This window comes from Corallococcus terminator (assembly GCF_049194865.1).
GTDB lineage: Bacteria > Myxococcota > Myxococcia > Myxococcales > Myxococcaceae > Myxococcus > Myxococcus terminator_A.
The window spans coordinates 1-20,608 of the sequence record NZ_JBLZWL010000137.1 but is presented as its reverse complement, the minus strand read 5'-3'; the positions used below and the strand labels follow the sequence as shown (position 1 = coordinate 20,608).

Below are 20,608 nucleotides of genomic sequence, written 5' to 3'. Positions count from 1 at the left end.
CGAGGTGACTCGCTTGCCGTCGCGGGCGGCGGGGCCTCTTGCCTGGAGCCCGCCTCGTCGCCCCCGCCGGCTCGTGCTCCAGGCGCAAGGGGCACGACGGCGCGGATGTTCGCGACGGAGACGGCGCGTGGCCAGTAAGGTGGCAGCATGGCTCTCACCTCCCACCTGCGTGTCGTGCTGCACCAGACGCAGGGTCCGGACAATCTCGGCGCCGTGGCGCGCCTGGCTGCGAACTTCGGCGTGGCGGAGCTGGTGCTCTCCGATCCCCAGCTTCAGGAGATGGACGGCGCGAGGCGCATGGCGGTGCACGCCGGCCACATCCTCGAGGCCGCGCGAATCGTCCCCACCTTGCCCGAGGCGCTGGAGGACGTGGTGCTCGCGGTGGGAACCACCTCGCGGCAGAACCTGCGCGGCATGCCCACCCTCTCGCCCGAGGATGCGGTGGCCCTGATGGCGCTGCACTCCCAGCGCGGCAAGGTGGCCCTGGTGCTCGGCGGCGAGAAGCGGGGCATGTCCGACGAGGACCTCACCCACTGCCAGCAGGCGCTGGTCATCCCCACGCGGCCCGAGCAGCCCTCCATGAACCTGGCGCAGGCGGCGGCGGTCCTCCTGTACCTCTGCGCGCGCGAGCAGGTGGAGGTGGCGACGCCGGGCGCGGTGGAGGGGGCGCCGCTGCGGCTGGTGCAGGCGCTGCAGTCCTGGATGCGAATGGTCCTCCTGGAGGTGGGCTTCCTCAATACGCAGGGACCGGATGCGCTGCTCGCGGAGATGACCCACTCGCTGACCCGCTCGGCGCTGACGAGGCGGGAGGTGGAGCTGTGGCTCTCCGCCTTCAAGCAGCTCTCGCGTCGCCTGGTGGGCCCGACGGCGCGTCCAGAGTCCGAAAAGAAGGGCTGAGGCGTCACGCGAGTCAGGCCAGGAAGTCTGGCCCTGGTGACACAGGCTCGCTCCTTCCTGCACTCCCATCTCGTCAACACGCGCGACCTCCCTCGCGAGGAGAGCGGCAGGCGAGAGGCCGTGCGGGACGCGACGTGGAGCACGCTCTACTCGCTCGGCGCGGCGATGTTCATCAACTCCGCCATCCTGATTCTGGCCGCCTCCGCGTTCCATCGATTCGGACACACCGAGGTGGTCGAGCTGTCGGACGCGCACGCCTTGCTGTCCTCGTTGCTCGGCCCGCTGGCGGCGACCGTCTTCGCGCTGGCGCTCCTGTTGGCGGGACAGAGCGCGGCCATCACCGGCACGCTGGCGGGTGACGTGGTGATGATGGGCTTCCTGCGTCTGAGGGTCCGGCGGTGGGTGCGCAGGCTCATCACCCGGGGCGTCGCGCTCTGCCCGGCGCTCGCGGTCATCCTCTTGGCGGGGGACCAGGGCGCGGGTCAGCTGCTCATCGTGTCCCAGGTGGTGCTGAGCCTCCAGCTGGGCTTCACCGTGGTGCCGCTGGTGCTGCTCACCAGTGATCGCCGTCGGCTCGGAGCCCTCGCGCTGTCACCGGGCTGGAGCGCGCTGGCGTGGCTGGCCACCTCGGCGGTGCTGGGCGTCAACGTGTACCTGCTCGCGTCGCTCGTCATGTAGCCGGGTGGGCTCTCCGTGGTGGGGCGTCGTTGGCTCGGTCTAGGGTGAAGCGCTCATCAAGTGCCGCGTCCAGCGGGACCCCGGGCCGGGCTTCCAGACGACCCCGGCGCCCTGAGCGAGGACGAGACGCCGGGTCACACCGGAGGCCGTCACGCGCGCAGCCAGGCGAGGATGACGGCCTTGTCGCCCGTCGCCAGCACATAGGGCGTGCCCGGTGCGATGACACCCTTGCGCGCCGCGACGCCCTCCACCGCGTCTTGGGCGTGGGTGAGCTGCACACCGGCCCCACCTCCGCCGAGAACGAGGGGCGCACCCATCTTGAGGTCGAGCACCACCACCTGGCGCCGCGCCGGCCTTGGCTCCGCCATGTCCACGACGACGAAGTCGCCCGCGAAGCGGCGCTGGTCGCAGCGGAAGACCCACAGGTTCCGTTTGCGGCCGAGGAGCTCCTTCACGAAGGGCTTCTCATCGCTCTTCAGTGCGTAGCGCTCGGAGAGGAGGCTGGCGGTGGAGAGCGGATAGCCCGCCTCCTTCGCCAGGAGCAGCGCCCACGGGTTCGCATGCCGGAGCAGCGGCAGCAGGACGGGCAGGACGATGGGTGGCTCACGAGGCATGCGTGGGCGTGCTCGACGAGCGAGGTCGCTCGTGTCGGACCGGCATTCAATCACGTCGCCGTTTCCCCGGGTTCCAGCGCACCCCCTGGCTCTGGTAGAGGGACGCGGTTGTCAAACCACACCCTGGAGTCTTCGCATGTCCCGAATTTCCCGCCACGCGCTCGTGCTCGCCCTGATGCTCAGCTCCACCTCGGCCCTCGCGGGCTCGCAGTGGGTGCAGGCGCGGACGGTGCTCAACACGTGCGGCTACTTCAGCACCTCGCAGGCGGAGCTCACCCTCACGTACCGCAACGATGACCTGCCCTGGGGGACCAGCGTGTTCCTCATCTACGGCTGGGGCGGAAGCTCCGGCCCCTCCAGCACGTTCGACTGGGCTCCGGCGCCGCAGACCGTCGAGGTGCCGGCCGTGGCGCCGTACCACTGGGGCACCACGGTGACAGGTGTCATCCGGGCGCGGTCGTCCACGCAGTACACGAGCCTCAACTACGTCTGGAAGGTGGTCCTGCCGGACGGCCAGGAGTTCTACGAGAAGGGCAATGGCTCCACCTACGGCTACTACGCCGCGGACTTCTCGCAGGTGCCCATGCCTTGCACCAACACTGCTGGAACGTTCATCGGCACCCCGACGCCGCTGATCATCACCACCGTCGTCAAGAACTGAGGCGCATCCTCCGACGGGCGCCCGGCGCAGGACGGGCGCTCCGTGGAACGCACCACGGGCTTCACCGGCCTCCTAAATCTTCCGCTCCCTCCGCCACGTCGCGGGCGTGGTGCCATGGATGCGCCTGAACGTCTTGCCGAAGTGCACCCCGTCGGCGAATCCCGTGGCTTCGGCGACCTGCTCCAACGAGGCCGGGGTTGTCAGCAACATCGCCTGCGCGCGCTTGAGGCGGGTCTGGAGCTGCCATTGATACGGTGCCAGCCCGGTGGAGGCCTTGAAGGCGCGGCTGAAGTGCGCCTGCGACAGGTCCACCAGGGCGGCCAGCTTCGACAGCTCGACCCGCTCCGGCAGGCTCGACTCCAGGAAGTCAATCACCCGCCGCAGCTGCCACGGCGCCAGCCCCTTGGTCGTCGGAGGGCCTTCTCCCCGGCGCGAGCCCAGCGCCGCGAAGATGGCGGCGGTCAATCCGTCACCATAGAGCTGACTGGAGGGGTCGTCGTCATCCACCGCCTTGGCGAGCAGGCTCATCAGCGTCCAGAGGCGGTCATCCGCGAAGCGCAACCGAGGCGCTTCCAGGTCGACGTGGCTCAGTGATTGGCCCAGGCGCTCGTCCAGCTTCGACGGGTCGAAGTTGAGCACGGCATCACGCACCATGCACGAGCCGGCGCTGTAACCCCACAGCAGCATGCCCGCGGGCACGATGTTCAGCTGCCGGGGAACGTAGCCGATGGGGCAGGGCTGGCCTTCGCGCAGGCGGGGCTCGCAGGGCGTTCCCACCTCCTCCAGCAGCGCGCTCAGTCGCGTGCGGCCTTCCAGACACAGGGAATACCCGGTCGGGCCAGAACCCTGGCTCTCATTCACATCCACACAGATTCCGTTCCATTCCCTCCGGACGGAGGAAAGGGCCACCACATTCTCTGGCAGCGGGCTCAGCCGTTCAACGCGTGTCTCCACGGCACCGTCCTCCCGTTCTCCCTGGGGCGAGGGAGAATCGGGAGGACGATGTCAGCAGGCCTGAAAGGCGTCTTCCCCCGAACAGGGGAGGAAGTGCGCTCAGGCTCCCGTGCCGGCCCGACCTGCCAGCAGTTGCATCTCCCAGGCGAAGGCCACGGCGCTGGCGCCGCCGTGCTCGCCAATGACGCCGGCGAGCGCGGCGGCGCTGGCCTCGCGGGCCCAATCGCGCTGCCATTCGCCGATGACCGCCATCCAGGTGATGGGCGTCACGCCCGCCAGCAGCATGCGCCTCACCGCCATCTCATGCGCCTCGCGGGTGACGCCGCCCGAGGCGTCGGTGACGGCATAGACGTCATAGCCCTCACCCGCCGCCTGAATCGCGGGCATGGCCAGGCAGATCTCGGTCCACAGCGCGGCGATCACGAGCTTCTTCCGGTCGGTCTTCTTCACCGCGTCCACCACACGGCGGTCTTCCCAGGTGTTGATGAAGGTGCGGTCGATGGGCTTCTGCTCGGGGAACACGTCCTGCAGGCCCTTGACCAGGTAGCCACCGCGCTCCTCGAGCACGGTGCTGAGGATGGTCGGCACGTTGAAGACCTTGGCCGCCTTGGCCAGGCCGATGACGTTGTTCAACACCATCGTCGGCTCATGGCTGTGCAGGTTGGCGAACTGGTAGGGCTGATGGTCGATCAGCAGCACCACGCTGTTCTGGGGCGTCAGCAGGGCGTCGAGCCCTCGGTGGGAGGAGGAATGGGTCGTGCTCATGGTCTGGAGGCTCCGGAGTCGCGGGACAAGGATGTCGCCGGAGTCCCCGTGAGGGGAGCGGGCCGGCGAGGTCATTGGGCCCGAGACCGGGGGTGGACACACGGTCTGGGCCTGCGACTTCTGGTCTGTTCCTGCGCTGGAATCAGCCCCGGTGCCTGGACGCGGCGGCGTCACTCAGAGCTCGTTGAGGATGAGCAACCCGCGCGACGAGTCCACGACGTAGACGTAGCCGTCCCCGGGGATGCGCACCCCGAAGACACCGTCGAAGATGCCGTCCGTGCGATAGGGGTCTGTCTCCTGGAAGGTGTTGAAGTGCGCGACCTGTCGGGGCTGTGTGGGATTGCTCACGTCGAGCACGCGCAGGCCCTCGTGGTACCAGGCGACGTACAGCAGGTTGCCGCGCAGCAGCAGGTTGTGCATGGAGGTGATGGCGCGCATGCGGAACTCCCCCAGCTTCGGAATACGGGAGGGGTCGCTGGTATCGAGTACACGGAGGTGGGAGCCCGCGAACTCGCCGCCCACGAAGGCGATGGCGCGACCGCCGAACGTCCCCACCGCGCTGTGGTGCGAGAAGGCGAAACCCTCGTGGGAGTACTGGCCCAGGTGGCGCACGTCCTCCAGGTTCGTGACGTCGACGACGGAGTAGCCGCCGTACGCGTTGCTGATGTGGAGGCGGCCCTGGTACGCGAAGGCGTCATGGGGCCCGCCGGAGGCGAATTCGTCGGGCAGGTTGATGAGGGTGACCAGCCGGGGCTCCAGGGGATTGGACACGTCGTAGACGAAGGTGCCGGTGGAGGGGGACATGGCATACAGCCGCTCCCCGTCCACCAGCACCGTGTGGACGCCGAAATCCGCGGTCAGCACGCGGACGAAGGTGGGCGCGTCAGGTTGTGAGATGTCGTAGATGACGACGCCCGAGACGTTGCTGGCGATGTAGAGCGCATTGCCGTGGGCCCAGACTCCGTTCCAGGACGTGTCGCTGGGCAGTCGGAGCGTCGTCTTGAGGACGGGGTTCTTCCGGTCCCGGATGTCGAAGACGCTCAGCCCTCCCACCCGCGGTGACCGGTTGTCGGAGACGACGTAGGCGTGCTCCTGGGTGACGAAGACATCCACGGGCAGGCCCACCGGGGTGGCCAGCTCCGAGACGAGCTTCAGCCCGCCGGAGGACTCCGCCTCACGTCCAGACCACGCCAGGCGTTGGACCTCGAAGGTCCCCATGTTCCGGCTGTAGAAGCCCTTGGTGGAGCAGCCCACGAAGCACCCGGTGATGACTCCTGGCCTGGGGACATGACAGCCCGCGAGCGCGAGGGTGTCCGTGCCGGCGACAGGATGGGTTACCTTCCCGACCAGGTAGAACTTGCCGTCCTTCGTCTGGCGCTGGATGACGGTGAGGCGGCCTTGTGTGTCCGGGGTACCGTCGTCGAAGAGCCGGAAGCCAAGGGATTGACGGCCTGTGCCATCGCTCGCGGGCTCGCCGGGGCGGACGACCCGGTCGATGAGAGCCCATCCCCCGTAGATGCCCCGCTGCTCCAAGCCCGCGAGTGCGTCCGTGTCACAGCTCGACAGGTCGAAGCCCTCCAGGGCCTCGCAGGCGGTGGGACTGGGGTCGTCCTCGGCCAGGAAGCGGCAGGTGTCGCGGGGGCCGGGGTCCCTCCAGTCACCGTTGTCCTCCTGTTCCACATACGTGCCATCCCAGACATAGGGCCCGGCATCGGGAGTGCCCGCGTCCTCGGCGCCTGCGTCCGGAGTGCCCGCGTCCGGGGTGCCCGCGTCCTCGGGACCCGAGTCGGCCGTGCTTGCGTCAGGAGTTCCCGAGTCCTCGATTCCCGCGTCCTGGTTTCCAGGGGACGGGGAGTCATCGCAGCCCGAGAGGGTGAGGAGCCACAGGGCACACGTGGAGAGCAGCGTCCAGAGCGGGCGCGGGGAACGCATCATCATGAGGACCTCATGGAAGGGAGTGCGGGCTGACGAGTATAGATTGTCGGCCCGCGAGGTCCCCCGGGTGCTTGTCTGTCGATGGCCTTCGGGTGTTGAGACCTGGACTGATGTGTGAAGCCGCTTCCCTCACCAGTCGATGCGCTTGCCCCGGAAGTCGAAGAAGCCGCCGCTGTCCTGTGCGCTCAATCCGTCGAGCACCGAGCGCAGCCCCGCGGCCGACTCGGACACCTGCGTCGGTGCGCTCGCGCCTCCCATGTCTGTCTGAACCCAGCCGGGACTGAGCGTCACCGCGATGAGCCCCTCGCCGCGCAGGTCCGCCGCGAGCGTGCGCGTGGCCATGTTCAGCGCCGCTTTCGACATCCGGTAGCCGTAGCCTCCGCCCGACGTGTTGTCCGAGATGGAGCCCAGCCCCGAGCCGAGGCTCGCGATCTTCGCCCCCTTCGCCTCGCGCAGGCGCGGCAGCAGCGCGCGTGTCACTCGCAGCGCGCCGAGCGCGTTCACCTGCAGCATCTGGAGCGCGTCCTCGAGCGAGAGGTCTTCGAGGTCGTCGCTCCGGGTGCGCCGGCCCGCGTTGTTGATGAGCAGGTCCACCGGCCCCGTCAGCGCGGCGGCGAACGCACCCACGCTCTCGTCGCGAGTCACCTCGAGCGCATGCACGTGCAGCCGACCGTTGGAGGCTCCCGCGAGGGCGGTGAGCTCGCGGGCCTGCGCCGGCTCGCGGACGCCTGCGTGCACGGTGTCGCCACGCGTGACGTACTGCCGGGTGAGTTCGAGGCCGATGCCACGGTTGGCGCCTGTGATGACGAGATTCATGGGGGCGGACCATAGACCTGGGCCTCGCCTGATGGGGACTGTGGGGCACGTGGGCCACACGCTGTGGGGTGGGCCCCTCTGTCCGCGGCCCGGCGGCCCGTGTCGCCGAGCGCGTCCTCGGGTGCGCTCATGCGAACACCCCATGGCATGTCACTTGCCTGGGGCGAGTGCGTGGCCGTTCAGCAACCTTGTCGCGGAGCCGCGCATGACCACGGGCCGTCTGAGCAGACGTTTCTCTCCTTGGATTCTCTTCGTGTCGCTCTCGGTCGTCGGCGTCGTCGCGGGATGCGACTCATCGGACCCTTCTCCTGGGGAACAGCCCCCTCCTGACGGAGGGGTGAACTCACCCGATGGAGGCCCCTCGCCTGACGGCGGGGCGACTTCACCGGATGGTGGGCAGAAGCCTCCTCCCGAGTTCACCTGGGGGCATGGCACGGAGCCCGGCACGCTGGTGGGCAACGTGTGGACGCCGGGGCGAGATGCGACGGGGCTCGTGAACGAGGTGTCGTGGGCGCTCGTCCCGAAGGACCGGTGGATTGAAGTCGCGGGGACGCCGCTCACCACGCTCGACGCGGAGGTCAAGGCGGCGCTCCCTGGCTTCCGAGACCTGGGCTCCCAGGGAATCTCCGGGGTCATCAACGCGTACTCGGGAGTGGCGCTGGATGCGCCGCGCGCGCGTTGGTGGGCCTTCGGCGGTGGCCACGCCGACAGCTCCAACAACGGCATCTATCGCTTCGACATGGCGAAGATGCGCTGGAGCATCGAGCAGCTCCCGGACGACTCGGTGAACTGGGCGGGTGTCCCCTGGGGAAATACCTACAGCAGCTATCCACCCGCCTCGGAGTACGCCAGGTCGCATCCGGACAGCGACGTCTCGGGGGACGAGTTCTTCGACCCGGTCCGGCCCGCTGCCTCGACAGGCAACCCCACGGCCCGTCATACCTACAACGGGCTCGTCTACAACCCGGACCTCGATGAGGTTGCCTTTGGCGTCCGGCGCATGTGGCGCTACAGCCTGACGACGCGCAAGTGGACGCGCCACAACCCGTTCAACACCCCGGGTGCCACGTACAATGGAGAGACGGGTTACGGTGGCGCGGCCGGGTGGACGTTCTGGGACGAGGTGGCTGGCCGCTACGTGTTCGGCCCCACGGAGAACGGCAACTATTCGCGGTGGTGGTCGTTCGGGACCGCGGACAAGTCCTGGAAGTGGGAGGTCATCACGCCTCCCGCCTGGTACTTCGCGCAGATGGCCAGGGTGGGGCGAACGCTGGTGAGCTTCCCGGCTCCGGGGCACGAGGAGTCGCACGTGCACTTTCCCCGACTGATTACCTACGACCTGGACACGACGAAGTGGGGCGAGCTGAAGCTCAATAGCGACCTGGTGCGTGCGCGCTGCTTCAGCGAATACTTCGAGGGACAGGTGTTTGCCTACGTGCCTCCGCTCAATCGCTACATCGCCGCGTTCCGGTATGACCGTGACGGCGACGGGAGCTTCGAGTACCGGACCTACGAGGTGGACCCGGTGGCCCTCACGCTGCGCGAGGCCCCCCAGTACGAGGTGGGCGCCTTCGGCGGGTGGCATGAGCTGGTCAAGAACCGCTTCTTCTACCTGGCGACGCACCACGCCCTCGTCTACGTGCGAAAGGGCGAAGAGAACCTGCGGGTCTTCAGGCTGCCCTGAGGGGCGAGGTCCGTAGCGCGGGTGTCTGACGGCTCCGGGAGCTACAAGGTCGCCTTCGCCGCGGTCCCCGGCCTGCCGACGTCGGTGCTGCGGGACGTGGCCCGAGATGCGGGGGTCCACGTCTTCTCCTGCACCAGCGAAGGGAGCTGCGTGGATGCCTCCGACAACACCCTGGTGCTGCACACGGTGGGGCCCCTGCCCACGCTGAACATGCCGCTGGCCCGGAATGGCGGTGGCTTCAATGTCTCGGAGTGGGTCGGCATGACGACGTCCACCACCCCCTCCCTGGCCCCCGTTTCCTGCCCGGGCACCCAGTGCCAGGTCAACGTAGGCGAGAGCCTGGGCGTGCGCGTCTATCAACTGACGCCGTCGTGCTGACGCAGCCCAATGGCTGACTTCACGCTGACACCCGAGGGGCGCGGCACCCGCGTATCGTGCCACGCCCCTCGCCCAGGCGCCTCGCGGCGAGGTCGGAGTTCAGAGTCGCTGGAGGAACCGGAGCAGGTCCTGCTTCTGTGTGGGATTGAGGGACTCGGGAGGTCCGCCCGGATTCTCCGGTGGATGAACGGGCGGCAGGTTCAGGGGCGGGGTGAAGGGCAGGATGAACTGGCTGTAGATGTCGACGACGTCCTCGAGATTCTCGATGCTGTTGTCGTGGTAGTACGGTGCCGTCCGTGCGACGCCGCGCAGCGTGGGGATGTCGAAGGCCTCGAAGTCCAGGGGATTGCCGGTGATGAGCGCCCGGCCGGGGTCCGTGGAGAACCACTGAGGAAAGAGATTGGGGCCGACGATGGGCGCTCCGTTCTCGTCCACCGCGGGATTTGGATCATACGGCGCTCCGCTCGCCGTCACGGGGTTGGGCGGAAGGTCGGTCACCTGCTGCTGGCGCGTTCCATCCGTGTAGAAGCGGAACCGGTAGCGCGGCAGCTCGATGTCGGCGTTGAACAGCGTGGGGAGCTGACCAATCTGTCCCAGGTAGGAGAAGCCCGAGAACGCGATGTTCAGGATGTCCGGCGTCGAGCGCTGCCCCTGCACGGGCACCGGACCCACGCCGGGGACCTGGGTGAACAGGACGTTGCCATCAGCCTTCGTCACCGGGAACCGGGCGGCGAGCTCTCGCATGGACGGGGTTGAAATCCGGCTCAGCGTCGGGCCGCCATGGCAGGGCTCGCAGCCGACCTTGAAGACCTCGCGCCCCCGCCGCTCCTGGGGTGTGAGCCACATGAAGTCCTCGGGGAGGGGGATCCGCTCGAGCGGCACTCCCGCGTTGTTCAAGTCCGCGACGAACCGCGCGCGCGCCGACGTGAACTCCCCTCGCTGGAAGTCCGCCACCTGTCGAAGTTGGGCGCGAGGCACGGTGCCTCCCTCGCTGTGACTGGTGATGGCGGCCTGGGCCTGGTCCTCCAGGTTCGACTCGCGGCCGTCGAGCTGGAAGAACGGCCCGGTGAGGGCCGTGTCCTGGATGCTCGGCACGCCTCGCCAGACGGCAATCTTCCGGTCGGTGGGAGTGACGACGTGGCCCTGGGCGTCGATGACGTCCATGTTGGCGGGGAGGGGGATGACGACGCGGACGAGCCCCTTCTTGAGGTGCTCGTACGTGGGCACCGCCGCGCTCGGGTCATCCGCGTCGATGCGGTTGAACAGCGGGTCCGCCGGATGCGAGGCGAGCAGGGCCAGGACGTGCGCGGGCCGGAGGGCCGTGCTGTCCTCGTGCACATGGCACGTGGCGCAGGAGCGCCCGTTGGTGTTCGGGAAGGCCTGACTGAACAGCTTCTTCCCCGTGCCGCCGTGAAGTGGGAGCGAATGGAGCGAGGCCGTCTCAGGGACGGCGCTCGCCATGACGTCGACTTCGTCCTGCTCCGGTGTCGCTGGGGTGCACTGCGTCAGTCCGCCCAGTGCGAAGGCACCAGCCAGACACGCGACAAGGCGCGTGGGAACCATGGGAATGTCTCCGGGGTGTGGAACTTCCCACGAAACACCCGGGACCTTCGCAAGTGTCACCCGGTGGTGGTCGTTCGGGTCTCCGTCAGCGGAGGATCAAGCTGTAGTTCCCGCTCAGGCTGCCGTCGTGGCTGCCGCCCGTGGGGCAGACGGAGCCGGCGTTCCCGCCAAAGAACAACCCCTGACACTTCTGACACCAGCGCCAGTTCGACTGCAGGTCGGGGGCTGCTCCCGCGCTGTGATGCAAGTGGTAGTCCCCGCTCGCGCTCCCGTCGTGCCCGCCACCCGTGGGGCAGACGGAGCCGGCGTTCCCGCCAAAGAACAACCCCTGACACTTGTTGCACCAGCGCCAGCCACCCTGCCACCCCGCCGTCGGGGCGATGGTGTGTGCGAGATGGTAGTTGCCGCTGACAGAGGTGATGTGTGCTCCTCCGGCCGGGCATTGGGGGTTGGGGTTTCCGCCAAAGAACAACCCCTGACACTTGCTGCACCAGGTCCAGCTTGCCTGTACTGGCGTGTACAGCGTCCTCAGCGCGGAGAGGTCGCCAGGCGCGAACTCGCCCGTCTCGACCGAGCGGAAGCAGGAGTTCATGAGCGAGGCGCCAACGGTCGTCGTGGTCGGCGTGCCCGGGATGTGGATGGCCCCGACGCCGGCGGGGCCCTCATCGCCACCCGTACCGCAGCTGATGGCGCGGTTGTAGTAGTCCGAGTGGCGGAACCCGAGGGTGTGGCCAATCTCGTGCGTGATGACATGCTCGATGACATCGACGCTGTACGAGGAGAGTCCGCCGCCGATGTTGATGGTCGGGTACGGCAAACCGCCGGACGGGAAGCCAGCCGATCCTCCTACCACCCCAGGCTGGATGACCGCGTTGATGGTGAAGCCGCAGCCGGTGCTCGGCGTGCGCGCCATGGAGAAGGTGAGCGGCAGCTCGTCGTAGTTCTGGATGGCGAGGTCGAGCGCCGTGCTGAAGGCCCCGGTAAACGTCGAGCCGTTGATGCAGATCTTCGTCAGCGACGTGCTGATGAGGTTGGTGGTGCGGTATTGCTCGTCGGAAGCCTCACCGAGCTCCAGCATCTCTCTCGAGGAGGCGAGGGACACCTCGGCGTCCCTCCCGACGTAGACCTTTCCCTCGACGACCATGATGTCGTCGGCTGGGAACCCGGCCTCGACCAGGTTGTCGACGATCTCCTGTGTCGCCTCGGGTGGCTCGGCACATCCGAACATCAGTGCAACACATCCAGCGGCAAGTACGAGACTTCGCGCAAGCATGACGACCTCTCTCTGTAAGGACTGTGTCAGCGGAGGAGGTGTCCTTCGTCCCCATTTCGCGGGCCCCAAAGACACCCAAAATGAAACCGGGAGCCTCTCGTGAGAAAGGCCCCCGGCTACTGTGTGGCGATGTGTCAGGAATTACAGGTCAAGCGCCGCCGGGCAGGTGGTGGGCAGGGCGAAGCCGTTGGTCGGCGTGGTGCTGGCCGAGCCGCCGGAGACCGCGTTGGTGCCCAGGCCGTAGGCGGCGAACGCCTTCCACAGACGGCACACGTCCTCGCCGTTGTGCAGGGTGGTGGCCGCGCTGATGATGCCGTCACGCACCTGGGTGAACGTCGGGCTGCAAGCGGTGCGCTTCAGGCCCTCGGTGAAGTACAGCATCATGCGCTGGTTACCGGCGCTGCCATTGGCGTTGTACAGGTTGGAGTCGAAGCCCCACTGCGTCACCAGGGCCCAGTAGGCCTCCCACATCGCCTGGGCGAACACGGAGCCCACGCCGTGCGGAACGGCCATGCCGTTGATGCTCGCGTACGTCCAGGTGTTGCGCGTCGCGTCCAGCGTGTACGGCTGCGTACGGATGCCGTTGCCGGTGGTGGCCTGGTTCAGGGCGTAGGTGCCCACGCCGCGAATCTTGTTGGCCGTGTCGCCGGTGCGCGCCGTGTAGAACAGCGAGAGGAAGTCGCTGATGCCCTCGCCCGGCTGCTGCCGGTTGGAGAGGCACGACACGTTGCTGGGGCCACCGACCAGGCGGTTGGAGATGCCATGGCCGAACTCGTGGACGATGATGCCGCTGTCGAGGTCGCCGTCCTTGTCCGGGGTCGGCGCCGTCCAGACGTACATCTGCATGCGCGGGCGGCTGCCGTCGGCGGGCGTGGAGAAGTTGGCGTTGTTGGTGCCGCCGCCGTCCTGCGCCTCGGCCTGCACGTAGTCGTTGCCCGTGCCGCCACGGCCGTAGTTGTTCTGCTGGAAGTTACCGGCCACTTCGTTGAAGCCGTACTGGTACTGCACGTCGTGGATGATGTTGTTCCAGTAGAACAGGTTGGTGACGGCCGCGGAGATGTACGTCGACGGCGCGCCGGCCAGGTTGAGCGTGAAGACGCAGTTGAGCGCGGAGGTGCAGTCCGGCTGCGTCGCGGGAGGGGCGTTGTTGGCGTCGCGGTCCTCGTACGCGTGGACGTTGTTGCCGCGCGTCGTCGTGTACTCCGCGCCAGCGACCCCGTTGGTGTCGTGCCAGCCGTAGGGCGACGCCGTGGTGTTGGCGGGGTTGGTCACCGTCACACGGCCATCCGCCAGGGGCAGCGGCGTGGTGTGATTGGGGCTCTCTACGGGCACGGGATAGACCTTGTAGGAATCCGCGGCCACCCAGTCAAAGCGCGTCAACACCTCGCCCGTGCCGGCGTCCACCGTCACGTCGTAGTCGTGCTGAGAGTCCAGGGTGTAGACCTGGAAGTGCCACACCAGGCGGGCCTCGCCCCGGCGCATGGGCAGCACGGCCAGCTCCGCGACGATGGGCTCGCGCGACAGGCCGTCCACTTCCACGCCCGTGCGGCGCTTCACGCCGGACTCCGCCTTCAGGGCGCGGGGGGCGCTCGCGAGGCTCACACCCAGGTGGCGGGCCAGGCCGGCGACGGCCTCGCCAGCGTTCAGGCGCGGCTCCACGCCGGAGATGGCGTTCTCGATGGAGGGCAGGAAGTCGCTGTGGACACCCAGGACGCTGCCATCCTTGCCCACGTTGATCTGCAGCTGCGCGTTGTAGACGGGCAGGCCCTTGAACGTCTGCCGCAGGTACAGGTGCGTGGCGCCGCTCACCTCCGAGAACACGCGGTCGGTGACTTCGAGGTTCGCCAGGTCATTGAGTCCCAGGCCGAGCGCCTCGTGGTGCTTCTGGACGAAGTCCAGGGCAATGGCCATCGGGTCACCGCTGCTCGGACCAGAGAGCGCGCCCACGGGGTTGGTGAGCGAGCGCACGGTGCCGCTCGACTCGTCCACTTCCACCAGCAGCTCCGGAATGGCCTGGCGCAGCGCCGCGACGTGCGCCTTCTGCACCGTCGAGAAGCCGAAGCGTGCCTGCGCGTTGTAGGAGGCGCGGGCATCGAAGTGCCGCTCGCCACCGTGGGACTCCGGCGCCACTGCGAGCGCCGCGGACCCAGAGAGGGTCGCCGTGAAAACCACCGCCTGGAACAGTCGCCTTCGGTATGCACCTACGGACATGTCTTGCTCCTGCGCTGCGGGTCAGCCGCCCCGGTGCGGGGCGGTACTGCGCGTGCGAGGAAACACGTATTCTCCGTTTAATGCAAATGATCCGAAATATACGAAAAATACGATTGAATTGAAGTGATGTCAGAGCCCTGCCGTATACGCGCGCGGGTGCGGGATGACCCCGTCTGGGTATGAACAGCAGGAACCGAACTTCTCAGTTTGTCTGTACGACGAGCAGGGCCCTGGTTTGGGCAGCAAGTACCGGGCTGGGGCCGAGGCCTGTCTCCCGACTTTTTGAAATCGAGATGCCCTGGTGACTTGGAGACAAGGGTTGCCGAGTGGTGTTTCTGAATTCCTCCGGAAATTTCGGGCAACGGTTCGACTCGCTCCATGTCGCGGTGAAGGGCCTCTGAATCTGCTTTCGTCATGATTCATTGCGTTTTGATGGGGTGTTTCAGGTGGGTTTGACAGTATTTGCGTGTTTCAAGCACCGTCCCTCCGCGTTCGAGATGAGTCTTTGAGCGCCCGGGGCTGGCGTAAGCCCTGGTCCCCCGAACCCTGATGGGAGAACAGCGATGCTTCGCAAGTGGATTGCCTTGGCGGTTCCAGTGGTGGCTGCATGCATGGTGGGTTGTCTCGGTGGAGACGAGTTGTCTGACGAGTCGTTCGCTGACCTCCGGCGGTCGCCCGTGGTCGAGGGCATCAATGTCCATGGGGAGCGGGTGAGCATCGATTCCAGCAAGATCTGCTGGGACACGGCGACGCGCATCCCGGAGGGATTCGTCGCGGTGGCGGACCCGGCCCGGAATGCCTTCCGCTTCGTCCGCGAAGGCGCACCGGTCGGCGCCTTCCATGATGCCTACGACTACGGTGGTGAGGGAGGGGGAGGGGTGACGTGCACCTGCACCAGTGGCAAGGGCGGCTGCTCTCCCTCGAAGGTGGGAGACGACGTCGCCTGCGTCATGACCACCTGCACCAGCTGCACCAAGAGCTAGCCGTCCGACTTCGAGTGGAGAACCTCCATGAATCCGCTGATGAATCAACTCATGAAGAAGGCCGTGCTGTGCTCGCTCATGGCAGTGGGAGCTGGCGCGCTCACCGTCACCGGCTGTGATGACGGCGCGCGGTCGGAACGCGCGCCGTCGGGTGAAGATGTTCTCGTCATACCCGTGGGAGCCCGGCTCGTGCCGGATGCCGAGAATCAGCGAGTCCTCGTCATGTCCTCCAGCGGCGAGCGCGAGTATGCCTTGGGGAAGGAGATCTCCTGTGAGAACGCGCAGCCCGTCCTCTCCCATGGACGCATCACTTGCGATGCGTCGCGAATGTCGCAGACCCACGTCTACTTCAAGCTCGACGGGAAGGCCTCGGAGGTGAGTGACGCAGACCTCTTGCGTGCGCCCATGGTCACGGTCAGCCGCATCGAGGGCCCCTCCTCCGTGAGCTGCGGTGTGCCTCCGTCCGGGTTCGACTCGCTGCTGGAGCGCTTCACCTCCGATATGGCCCAGGAGGTTTCGAACGCTGGAAGCACGGAGCGGGTGCTGGTCCGGCATGTGGGGGCATGGGCCCTGGTCCCCGTTCCCGTGGGCCTGCTGCCCAGGACGGGCCCTGACGCCCGCATCGCCGCGCAGGTCTCGGCGTATGAGTATGGAGGGGAGAGCGTCACCTGCTCCTGCACGCAGGGCAGCTCCTGCCCCAAGAAGTCACAATGGGTCCCCATCAAGGGGACCATTTATTGGTGTGACGCCTCGAACTGCCAGAGCTGCTCGATGTCGTTCTAATCCTCGGATGACAGGCTGAAGGAGCGTTGTCTGGAGCCGTATCGGAAGTGTGTCCGGTACGGCTCCAGGTGTTCCGAACCGCAGGGGGCCTTCTGGCAATGAGTCTTCCATCCGCCCGGCTGTTTCAGCCCCTGTTGGCCTCGCCAACGACCGCCCGGTGGGTCGTGCTGGGGTGTTTCACGTGGGCCTTCGTGGTCCGGCTTCGCTTCCTGAGCGCGACGCCCCAGCCCGTGGGGGTCGATGGGTACTACTACGCCATCCAGGTGCGCTCGTTGCTCGAGAGCGGCGAGTTGTTCTATCCCGCCTCACCGCTGGTCTTCTGGTGGCTGGTGCCCTTCGCGGCCCTGACGGACCCCATCGTGGGGGTGAAGCTCGGCGCGGCTGCTGGGACGGCGGCCAGCGTCTTCCCCGTGTATCTGCTCATCCAGCGTCTATCGGGTGACCGCGCGGCGGGTGTGGTGGGCGCGGCTGCTGCTGCCACCAGTGCCCAGTCGATCTATCTCTCGACGGAGTTCGTCAAGCAGGGCGTCGGGCTCACGCTCACCCTGGCGTTTCTCGCGGCGCTCGTGGAGGCCCTGGCGCGACCCACCCGCCCGAGAATGGTGCTGGCAATCAGTCTGCTCGGGCTGACGCTGCTCGCGCACAAGTTGGCCTTCGCGGTGGCGCTGCTCGTGGCGCTGCCAGCGTTCGCGCGGGTCGTCTGGGGTTGGCGTCCGCGGGCGCGCCTGGGTGCGCTCATCGCCGCGGGACTGTTCGGAGTGGCGCTCGTGTGCGCGAACGGAAACGGCCTGGCCCACACCTTCCATGCGCGGACCGACTTCTCCTTCGCCACGCTCGTGCGCGGCAACGGTGCCCGTCTCTTCTTCCAACACGAGGTGCGACTGGCCGCGCTCGCGGCCTGCCTGGTCATGGCCCTCTGGCTCCGGGACCGATGGCTCCCTCCGGCTCGGCTGATGGAAGGAGAGAGGCGGTCCCCGGTGGTCCTCGGGTTCGTCCTGCTCTGTCTCGTGTTCTCGATGCCATGGCTGAACGTCGAGGACAGGCAGGGGCTCGCGATGCGCCTGAGGCTGACGGCGTTCCTTCCGCTCTCGGTCTTCGCGGGGCTCCTGTTCTCGAGGATGTTCGTGTTCGCTTCGGGTGTGCCGCGCGCCACGGTCTGTGCCGCGAGCGTCGCCGCCTTGTTCCTGTTGCGTCCCTCGCGGCCGGGAGAGGGGACCGTCACCGTCATGCAGGACCGCGCGGAGGCAGTACACGAGTTGGAAGGCCTCATTCCTCCAGGGGCACTGGTCATCACCACGGACCGCCACCTGGCCTTCATGACGACGTGGCACACGCGGGCCTCCGCGCGGAAGTCGGTGCCACCCCGAATCGAATCGGCGCGCACGTATCGCCTGATGGCGACGGCGGCCCTGGATGGCCCGTTCTGGGACTCCTTGGATGCCTGTCGCCCTGGTGCGGCGCCCGCCGAATGGGGGCTCGGTGATGCGCCTCGGATTCTCTCGGGGGCCATGGTGCTGCTCACCGAGCGCTGTTTCCAGGAGGTGAGCAACCACCTGCCCGCCGCGTCCCAGCTCCCTGGGCGCGAGTGGTGAAGCCCATGGCTCCGTCACCGTTGCTTCCCGAAGGAAGCCGCCGAGTCCGGCGGCTTCGATGGGGGAGGTGGGGGGTGCTCCTGACAGGCGCCGCGCTGCTCCTGCACCTGCTGTGGCCCCTGGTGCTGGTGTCCCGTGTCGAGTCGACCCTGCCGCGGCTCTCGGCCCGGCTCGGGAAGGAGGTCACGGTGGTCCAGGTGGAGCCGGTCGCGTGGGGTGGCGTCCGGTTGCTCGGCCTTCGCATCGACAGTGGAGTGGAGGGGGCCCCGCCGTTGCTGGAGGTGCCCGTCGCCGAGCTGACGATTGCGCCGTGGGAGGTGCTTCTCGGGTGGGTGCGGCCCCTCTCGATAGAGGTCGACATCCCCCGGTTCCAGGTCCGAGGGCGCTCCCTGGAGCATGAGCCCCCCGTGGAGCTCGCGGGCCGACTGCAGGGGAGCCTTCGCCTCCAGGCGAGGGGCGCGCGCCGTCCCTTCGATGCGACGTTCTCCCTGGCGGAGCTGTCCGTGTCCCATCCGAAGCTCGCCGCCGAGGCCGTCCAGGTGCGCGCGCTTGGGCTGTCGGCGCGAGGCGCAATCTCGTGGCCGCTCAAGTCCCTGGAGCTGGAGGCCTTGGAGCTGGAGTTGGGCCACCTGCGCGCTCGGCTCTCCGGTCGTGTCGATGGGCTGGAGCGCGCGGAAGCGCTGTGGCTGGAGGCGCGGCTCGAGCTGCTTCGTGCTCCATGCCAGCTCCTCCTCGAGTCGCTCCCCCGGGAAGCGCTTCCGGCGTTGCAGGGCTTCAAGCTCGCAGGGGAGCTCGCGGGTTGGATGGAACTGACGGTCCGCCCGTATTCACCCGAGACGCTCACCCTGAACATGGATGTTCCAGGGGAGGGCTGCACGGTGCTCGAGGCGCCTCCTCGGGCCTCCGCCGAACGCCTGCGTCAGCCCTTCGAGCAGGTCATCGCGGAGGTGCCCTCGCGGACGCTCGTGCTGGGGCCCGCGAGTGGGAGCTTCGTTCCCCTCGATGACGTCTCCCCCTGGGCCGTCAATGCCGTGCTCGTGGCGGAGGACCGTTGGTTCTTCCGGCACCGGGGGATGGTGCTCTTCTCGGTCCAGCAGGCGCTCGTGCGCAACCTCGTCGCGGGCGAGTTCAAGCTGGGCGCCTCCACCATCAGCATGCAGCTCGCTCGCAATCTCCTGCTCGACCGGAAGAAGAACCTGCTGCGGAAGTTCCAGGAGCTGGTGCTCGCGTGGCATCTGGAGAAGAGCCTGAGCAAGGAGCGGATCCTCGAGTTGTACCTGAACGTCGTGGAGCTCGGCCCGGGCCTGTATGGCATTGGGCCCGCCGCCGGGTATTACTTTGGGAAACCCGCGAGTTCGCTGGAGCCGCTGGAAGGGGCCTTCCTCGCGCACCTGCTGCCCGCTCCCAAGCCGAGGCATGCAAGGGCTTGCGAGCCCTGGGATGAACAGCGCCTCGCCCCGCTGGAGCGGATTGTGGCTGACGTCCTGTCGACGGACCGGGGCTTCACGCACAAGTACAAGCAGGAGCGACTCCTGGTGGAGTCCTGGGGCGGGGCCACGCGGCAGCCGCCGCGGTTCGGCCAGGGCAGGGCGTGCCGGTCCGGTGCTGGCCCTTCGCCTGGCGCCGCCTCTGGGCCTCCTTGATGCGAGGCGAGGGCATGTTCGTCGAGGGCCTGGGTGTCGGACACCGGCATACCGACGATGTGCCCGGAGGATTGCGCCGCTCGTGCTTCCTGCCGCCTCGATGCGTGGGAGTGGAGACAGGGCGGGCCCCCTGGACGTGGGGCCCGGACTCCCTTGCCATCTGGGCCGGCGAGCGACTTCGTCAGGGAGGCATGTCCGAGTGCCCTGGGAGGCGGAAGCTGTTGCCCGCGACACGTCGTGGGGCAGGGCGCTGGCAACGTCCTTGACGCTCGCTAGGGCCTGCGGTACATCCGGCTCAGTTCGGTTCGCGGTGGTAGCTCAGTTGGTAGAGCACGAGCTTCCCAAGCTCGGGGTCGAGGGTTCGAATCCCTTCCGCCGCTCAAGCATAAAGGCCGGTAGTTCTTGAGGAAACTCAAGGCTACCGGCCTTCGTGTTTCCGGGCCTCGGGTCGTCTTCCCGCAAGGATGCGGCACGCGGAGCGAAGCTGGTTCCGCCGCTCCCCCACCTTGCAGGGTGTGCGCGCGGATGATGTTCGAGCCGCGCCCATCTTCCGTAATCTGAATTGCCATTGCAATCCGATGCGCGTTCGGGCGGCGGGGCTTGCCGCTCCTGAGGCAAGGTCGGCCGGCAAGGCTTGCTGAAGAGGTGGGCGCGTCCGGGCACGGCCGTGTTGGCACCCGCGTTGCTTTGGTACCCAATCCGCTCCGTCTCGCTGGGCCGCATGGAGTGGCGCCATGCAGGGGGCGTTTCCGAAGTATCAGTGGAGAGGATTGGGACGATGGACCTGTTCGAGAACCGGATGTCTGTGATGATGCGACTGTGTCTGGCGGTGCCCCTGGCCGCCTTCGCGGTGGGCTGCGGCGCGGAGCAGGAGGACCTGGGGGGCGCGGCTGGAATGGAGCCCGAGATGGAAGCGGCGCTGGGCGAGACGTCCCAGGCGGTGGGTGTGGAGAACCCGGCCTGGTGGGGGACGGCGGCCAATGGCTATTCGGCCACCACCCTCGGCTCGACGACGGGCCGGACCTGCTTCCTCTCGGGCCTCCAGGGCAACCTGAAGCCGGCCGCGGCGGGGAGATGGTCTACCGCGGGTGTGCTCACCTCTGCCGGCAACTACCGCCTCTTCGTGAGCCACAACAACAGCAAGGCGCTGGGTGTGGGCGTGCAGTGCATCTCCACCC

General features: G+C 67.7%; 17 protein-coding genes, 1 tRNA gene and 1 pseudogene. 11 read left to right on the top strand and 8 right to left on the bottom strand.

From position 1 onward, the window contains the following. Window positions 1-147: 147 nt before the first annotated feature. Window positions 148-897 (top strand): RNA methyltransferase, encoded by a 750-nt coding sequence (locus ACN469_RS40865; protein ID WP_498777367.1) that lies wholly within the window; start codon window positions 148-150, stop codon window positions 895-897. Between the two features lie 36 nt (window positions 898-933). Further along, entirely contained in the window at window positions 934-1,575 is a 642-nt protein-coding gene (locus ACN469_RS40860) for an Nramp family divalent metal transporter (RefSeq protein ID WP_498777365.1), read from the top strand. Between the two features lie 149 nt (window positions 1,576-1,724). On the opposite strand, the gene ACN469_RS40855 is transcribed toward ACN469_RS40860, so the two are convergent. Continuing rightward, on the bottom strand, window positions 1,725-2,189 hold the full coding sequence (locus ACN469_RS40855; RefSeq protein WP_498777363.1) for a hypothetical protein: 465 nt from the start codon (window positions 2,187-2,189) through the stop codon (window positions 1,725-1,727). Window positions 2,190-2,325: 136 nt separating this feature from the next. Here ACN469_RS40855 and ACN469_RS40850 point away from each other — a divergent pair, with 136 nt between their 5' ends. Then, the gene (locus tag ACN469_RS40850) at window positions 2,326-2,850 is read left to right on the top strand and encodes a hypothetical protein (protein ID WP_498777361.1); all 525 of its coding nucleotides are present in this window, start codon (window positions 2,326-2,328) and stop codon (window positions 2,848-2,850) included. A gap of 72 nt (window positions 2,851-2,922) precedes the next feature. Here the strand turns inward: ACN469_RS40850 and ACN469_RS40845 are convergent, their stop codons facing one another. The 4 genes from ACN469_RS40845 to ACN469_RS40830 form a co-directional block, all read right to left on the bottom strand. Then, window positions 2,923-3,717, bottom strand: coding sequence for a helix-turn-helix domain-containing protein (locus tag ACN469_RS40845; protein ID WP_498777359.1), 795 nt, complete (start codon window positions 3,715-3,717; stop codon window positions 2,923-2,925). Between the two features lie 186 nt (window positions 3,718-3,903). Next, entirely contained in the window at window positions 3,904-4,569 is a 666-nt protein-coding gene (locus ACN469_RS40840; protein WP_498777357.1) for a hydrolase, read from the bottom strand. A 174-nt stretch (window positions 4,570-4,743) separates the two neighbouring features. After that, a complete protein-coding gene (locus ACN469_RS40835) occupies window positions 4,744-6,507 on the bottom strand; it encodes an LVIVD repeat-containing protein (RefSeq protein ID WP_498777355.1) in 1,764 nt (587 codons plus the stop codon). Between the two features lie 126 nt (window positions 6,508-6,633). Continuing rightward, window positions 6,634-7,320, bottom strand: coding sequence for an SDR family oxidoreductase (locus tag ACN469_RS40830; RefSeq protein WP_498777353.1), 687 nt, complete (start codon window positions 7,318-7,320; stop codon window positions 6,634-6,636). A 337-nt stretch (window positions 7,321-7,657) separates the two neighbouring features. Between ACN469_RS40830 and ACN469_RS40825 the strand changes: the two genes are divergently transcribed. After that, window positions 7,658-9,004 carry a hypothetical protein gene (locus ACN469_RS40825; RefSeq protein ID WP_498777351.1) on the top strand — a complete coding sequence of 449 codons (1,347 nt, stop codon included), beginning with the start codon at window positions 7,658-7,660 and terminating at the stop codon, window positions 9,002-9,004. Window positions 9,005-9,025: 21 nt separating this feature from the next. Further along, window positions 9,026-9,382, top strand: coding sequence for a hypothetical protein (locus ACN469_RS40820; protein WP_498777350.1), 357 nt, complete (start codon window positions 9,026-9,028; stop codon window positions 9,380-9,382). Window positions 9,383-9,481: 99 nt separating this feature from the next. On the opposite strand, the gene ACN469_RS40815 is transcribed toward ACN469_RS40820, so the two are convergent. From ACN469_RS40815 to ACN469_RS40805, 3 genes are all read right to left on the bottom strand, one after another. Next, complete coding sequence (locus ACN469_RS40815; RefSeq protein WP_498777349.1) at window positions 9,482-10,945, bottom strand: cytochrome-c peroxidase; 1,464 nt, start codon at window positions 10,943-10,945, stop codon at window positions 9,482-9,484. 85 nt (window positions 10,946-11,030) lie between these two features. Further along, window positions 11,031-12,173, bottom strand: a complete 1,143-nt coding sequence (locus ACN469_RS40810; protein WP_498777347.1) for a M57 family metalloprotease — start codon at window positions 12,171-12,173, stop codon at window positions 11,031-11,033. A gap of 186 nt (window positions 12,174-12,359) precedes the next feature. Beyond that, on the bottom strand, window positions 12,360-14,429 hold the full coding sequence (locus ACN469_RS40805; protein ID WP_498777345.1) for a M36 family metallopeptidase: 2,070 nt from the start codon (window positions 14,427-14,429) through the stop codon (window positions 12,360-12,362). Window positions 14,430-15,067: 638 nt separating this feature from the next. Between ACN469_RS40805 and ACN469_RS40800 the strand changes: the two genes are divergently transcribed. The 6 genes and pseudogenes from ACN469_RS40800 to ACN469_RS40775 all read left to right on the top strand — a co-directional run. After that, window positions 15,068-15,412 carry a hypothetical protein gene (locus ACN469_RS40800; protein WP_498777343.1) on the top strand — a complete coding sequence of 115 codons (345 nt, stop codon included), beginning with the start codon at window positions 15,068-15,070 and terminating at the stop codon, window positions 15,410-15,412. A 27-nt stretch (window positions 15,413-15,439) separates the two neighbouring features. Continuing rightward, complete coding sequence (locus ACN469_RS40795; RefSeq protein ID WP_498777341.1) at window positions 15,440-16,195, top strand: hypothetical protein; 756 nt, start codon at window positions 15,440-15,442, stop codon at window positions 16,193-16,195. A gap of 98 nt (window positions 16,196-16,293) precedes the next feature. Next, the gene (locus ACN469_RS40790) at window positions 16,294-17,787 is read left to right on the top strand and encodes an ArnT family glycosyltransferase (protein ID WP_498777339.1); all 1,494 of its coding nucleotides are present in this window, start codon (window positions 16,294-16,296) and stop codon (window positions 17,785-17,787) included. A gap of 74 nt (window positions 17,788-17,861) precedes the next feature. Continuing rightward, complete coding sequence (locus ACN469_RS40785) at window positions 17,862-19,430, top strand: biosynthetic peptidoglycan transglycosylase (RefSeq protein WP_498777337.1); 1,569 nt, start codon at window positions 17,862-17,864, stop codon at window positions 19,428-19,430. Between the two features lie 307 nt (window positions 19,431-19,737). After that, window positions 19,738-19,810 (top strand) — tRNA-Gly (locus ACN469_RS40780). A 398-nt stretch (window positions 19,811-20,208) separates the two neighbouring features. Further along, window positions 20,209-20,608, top strand: a pseudogene (locus ACN469_RS40775) (hypothetical protein); the annotation flags it as partial.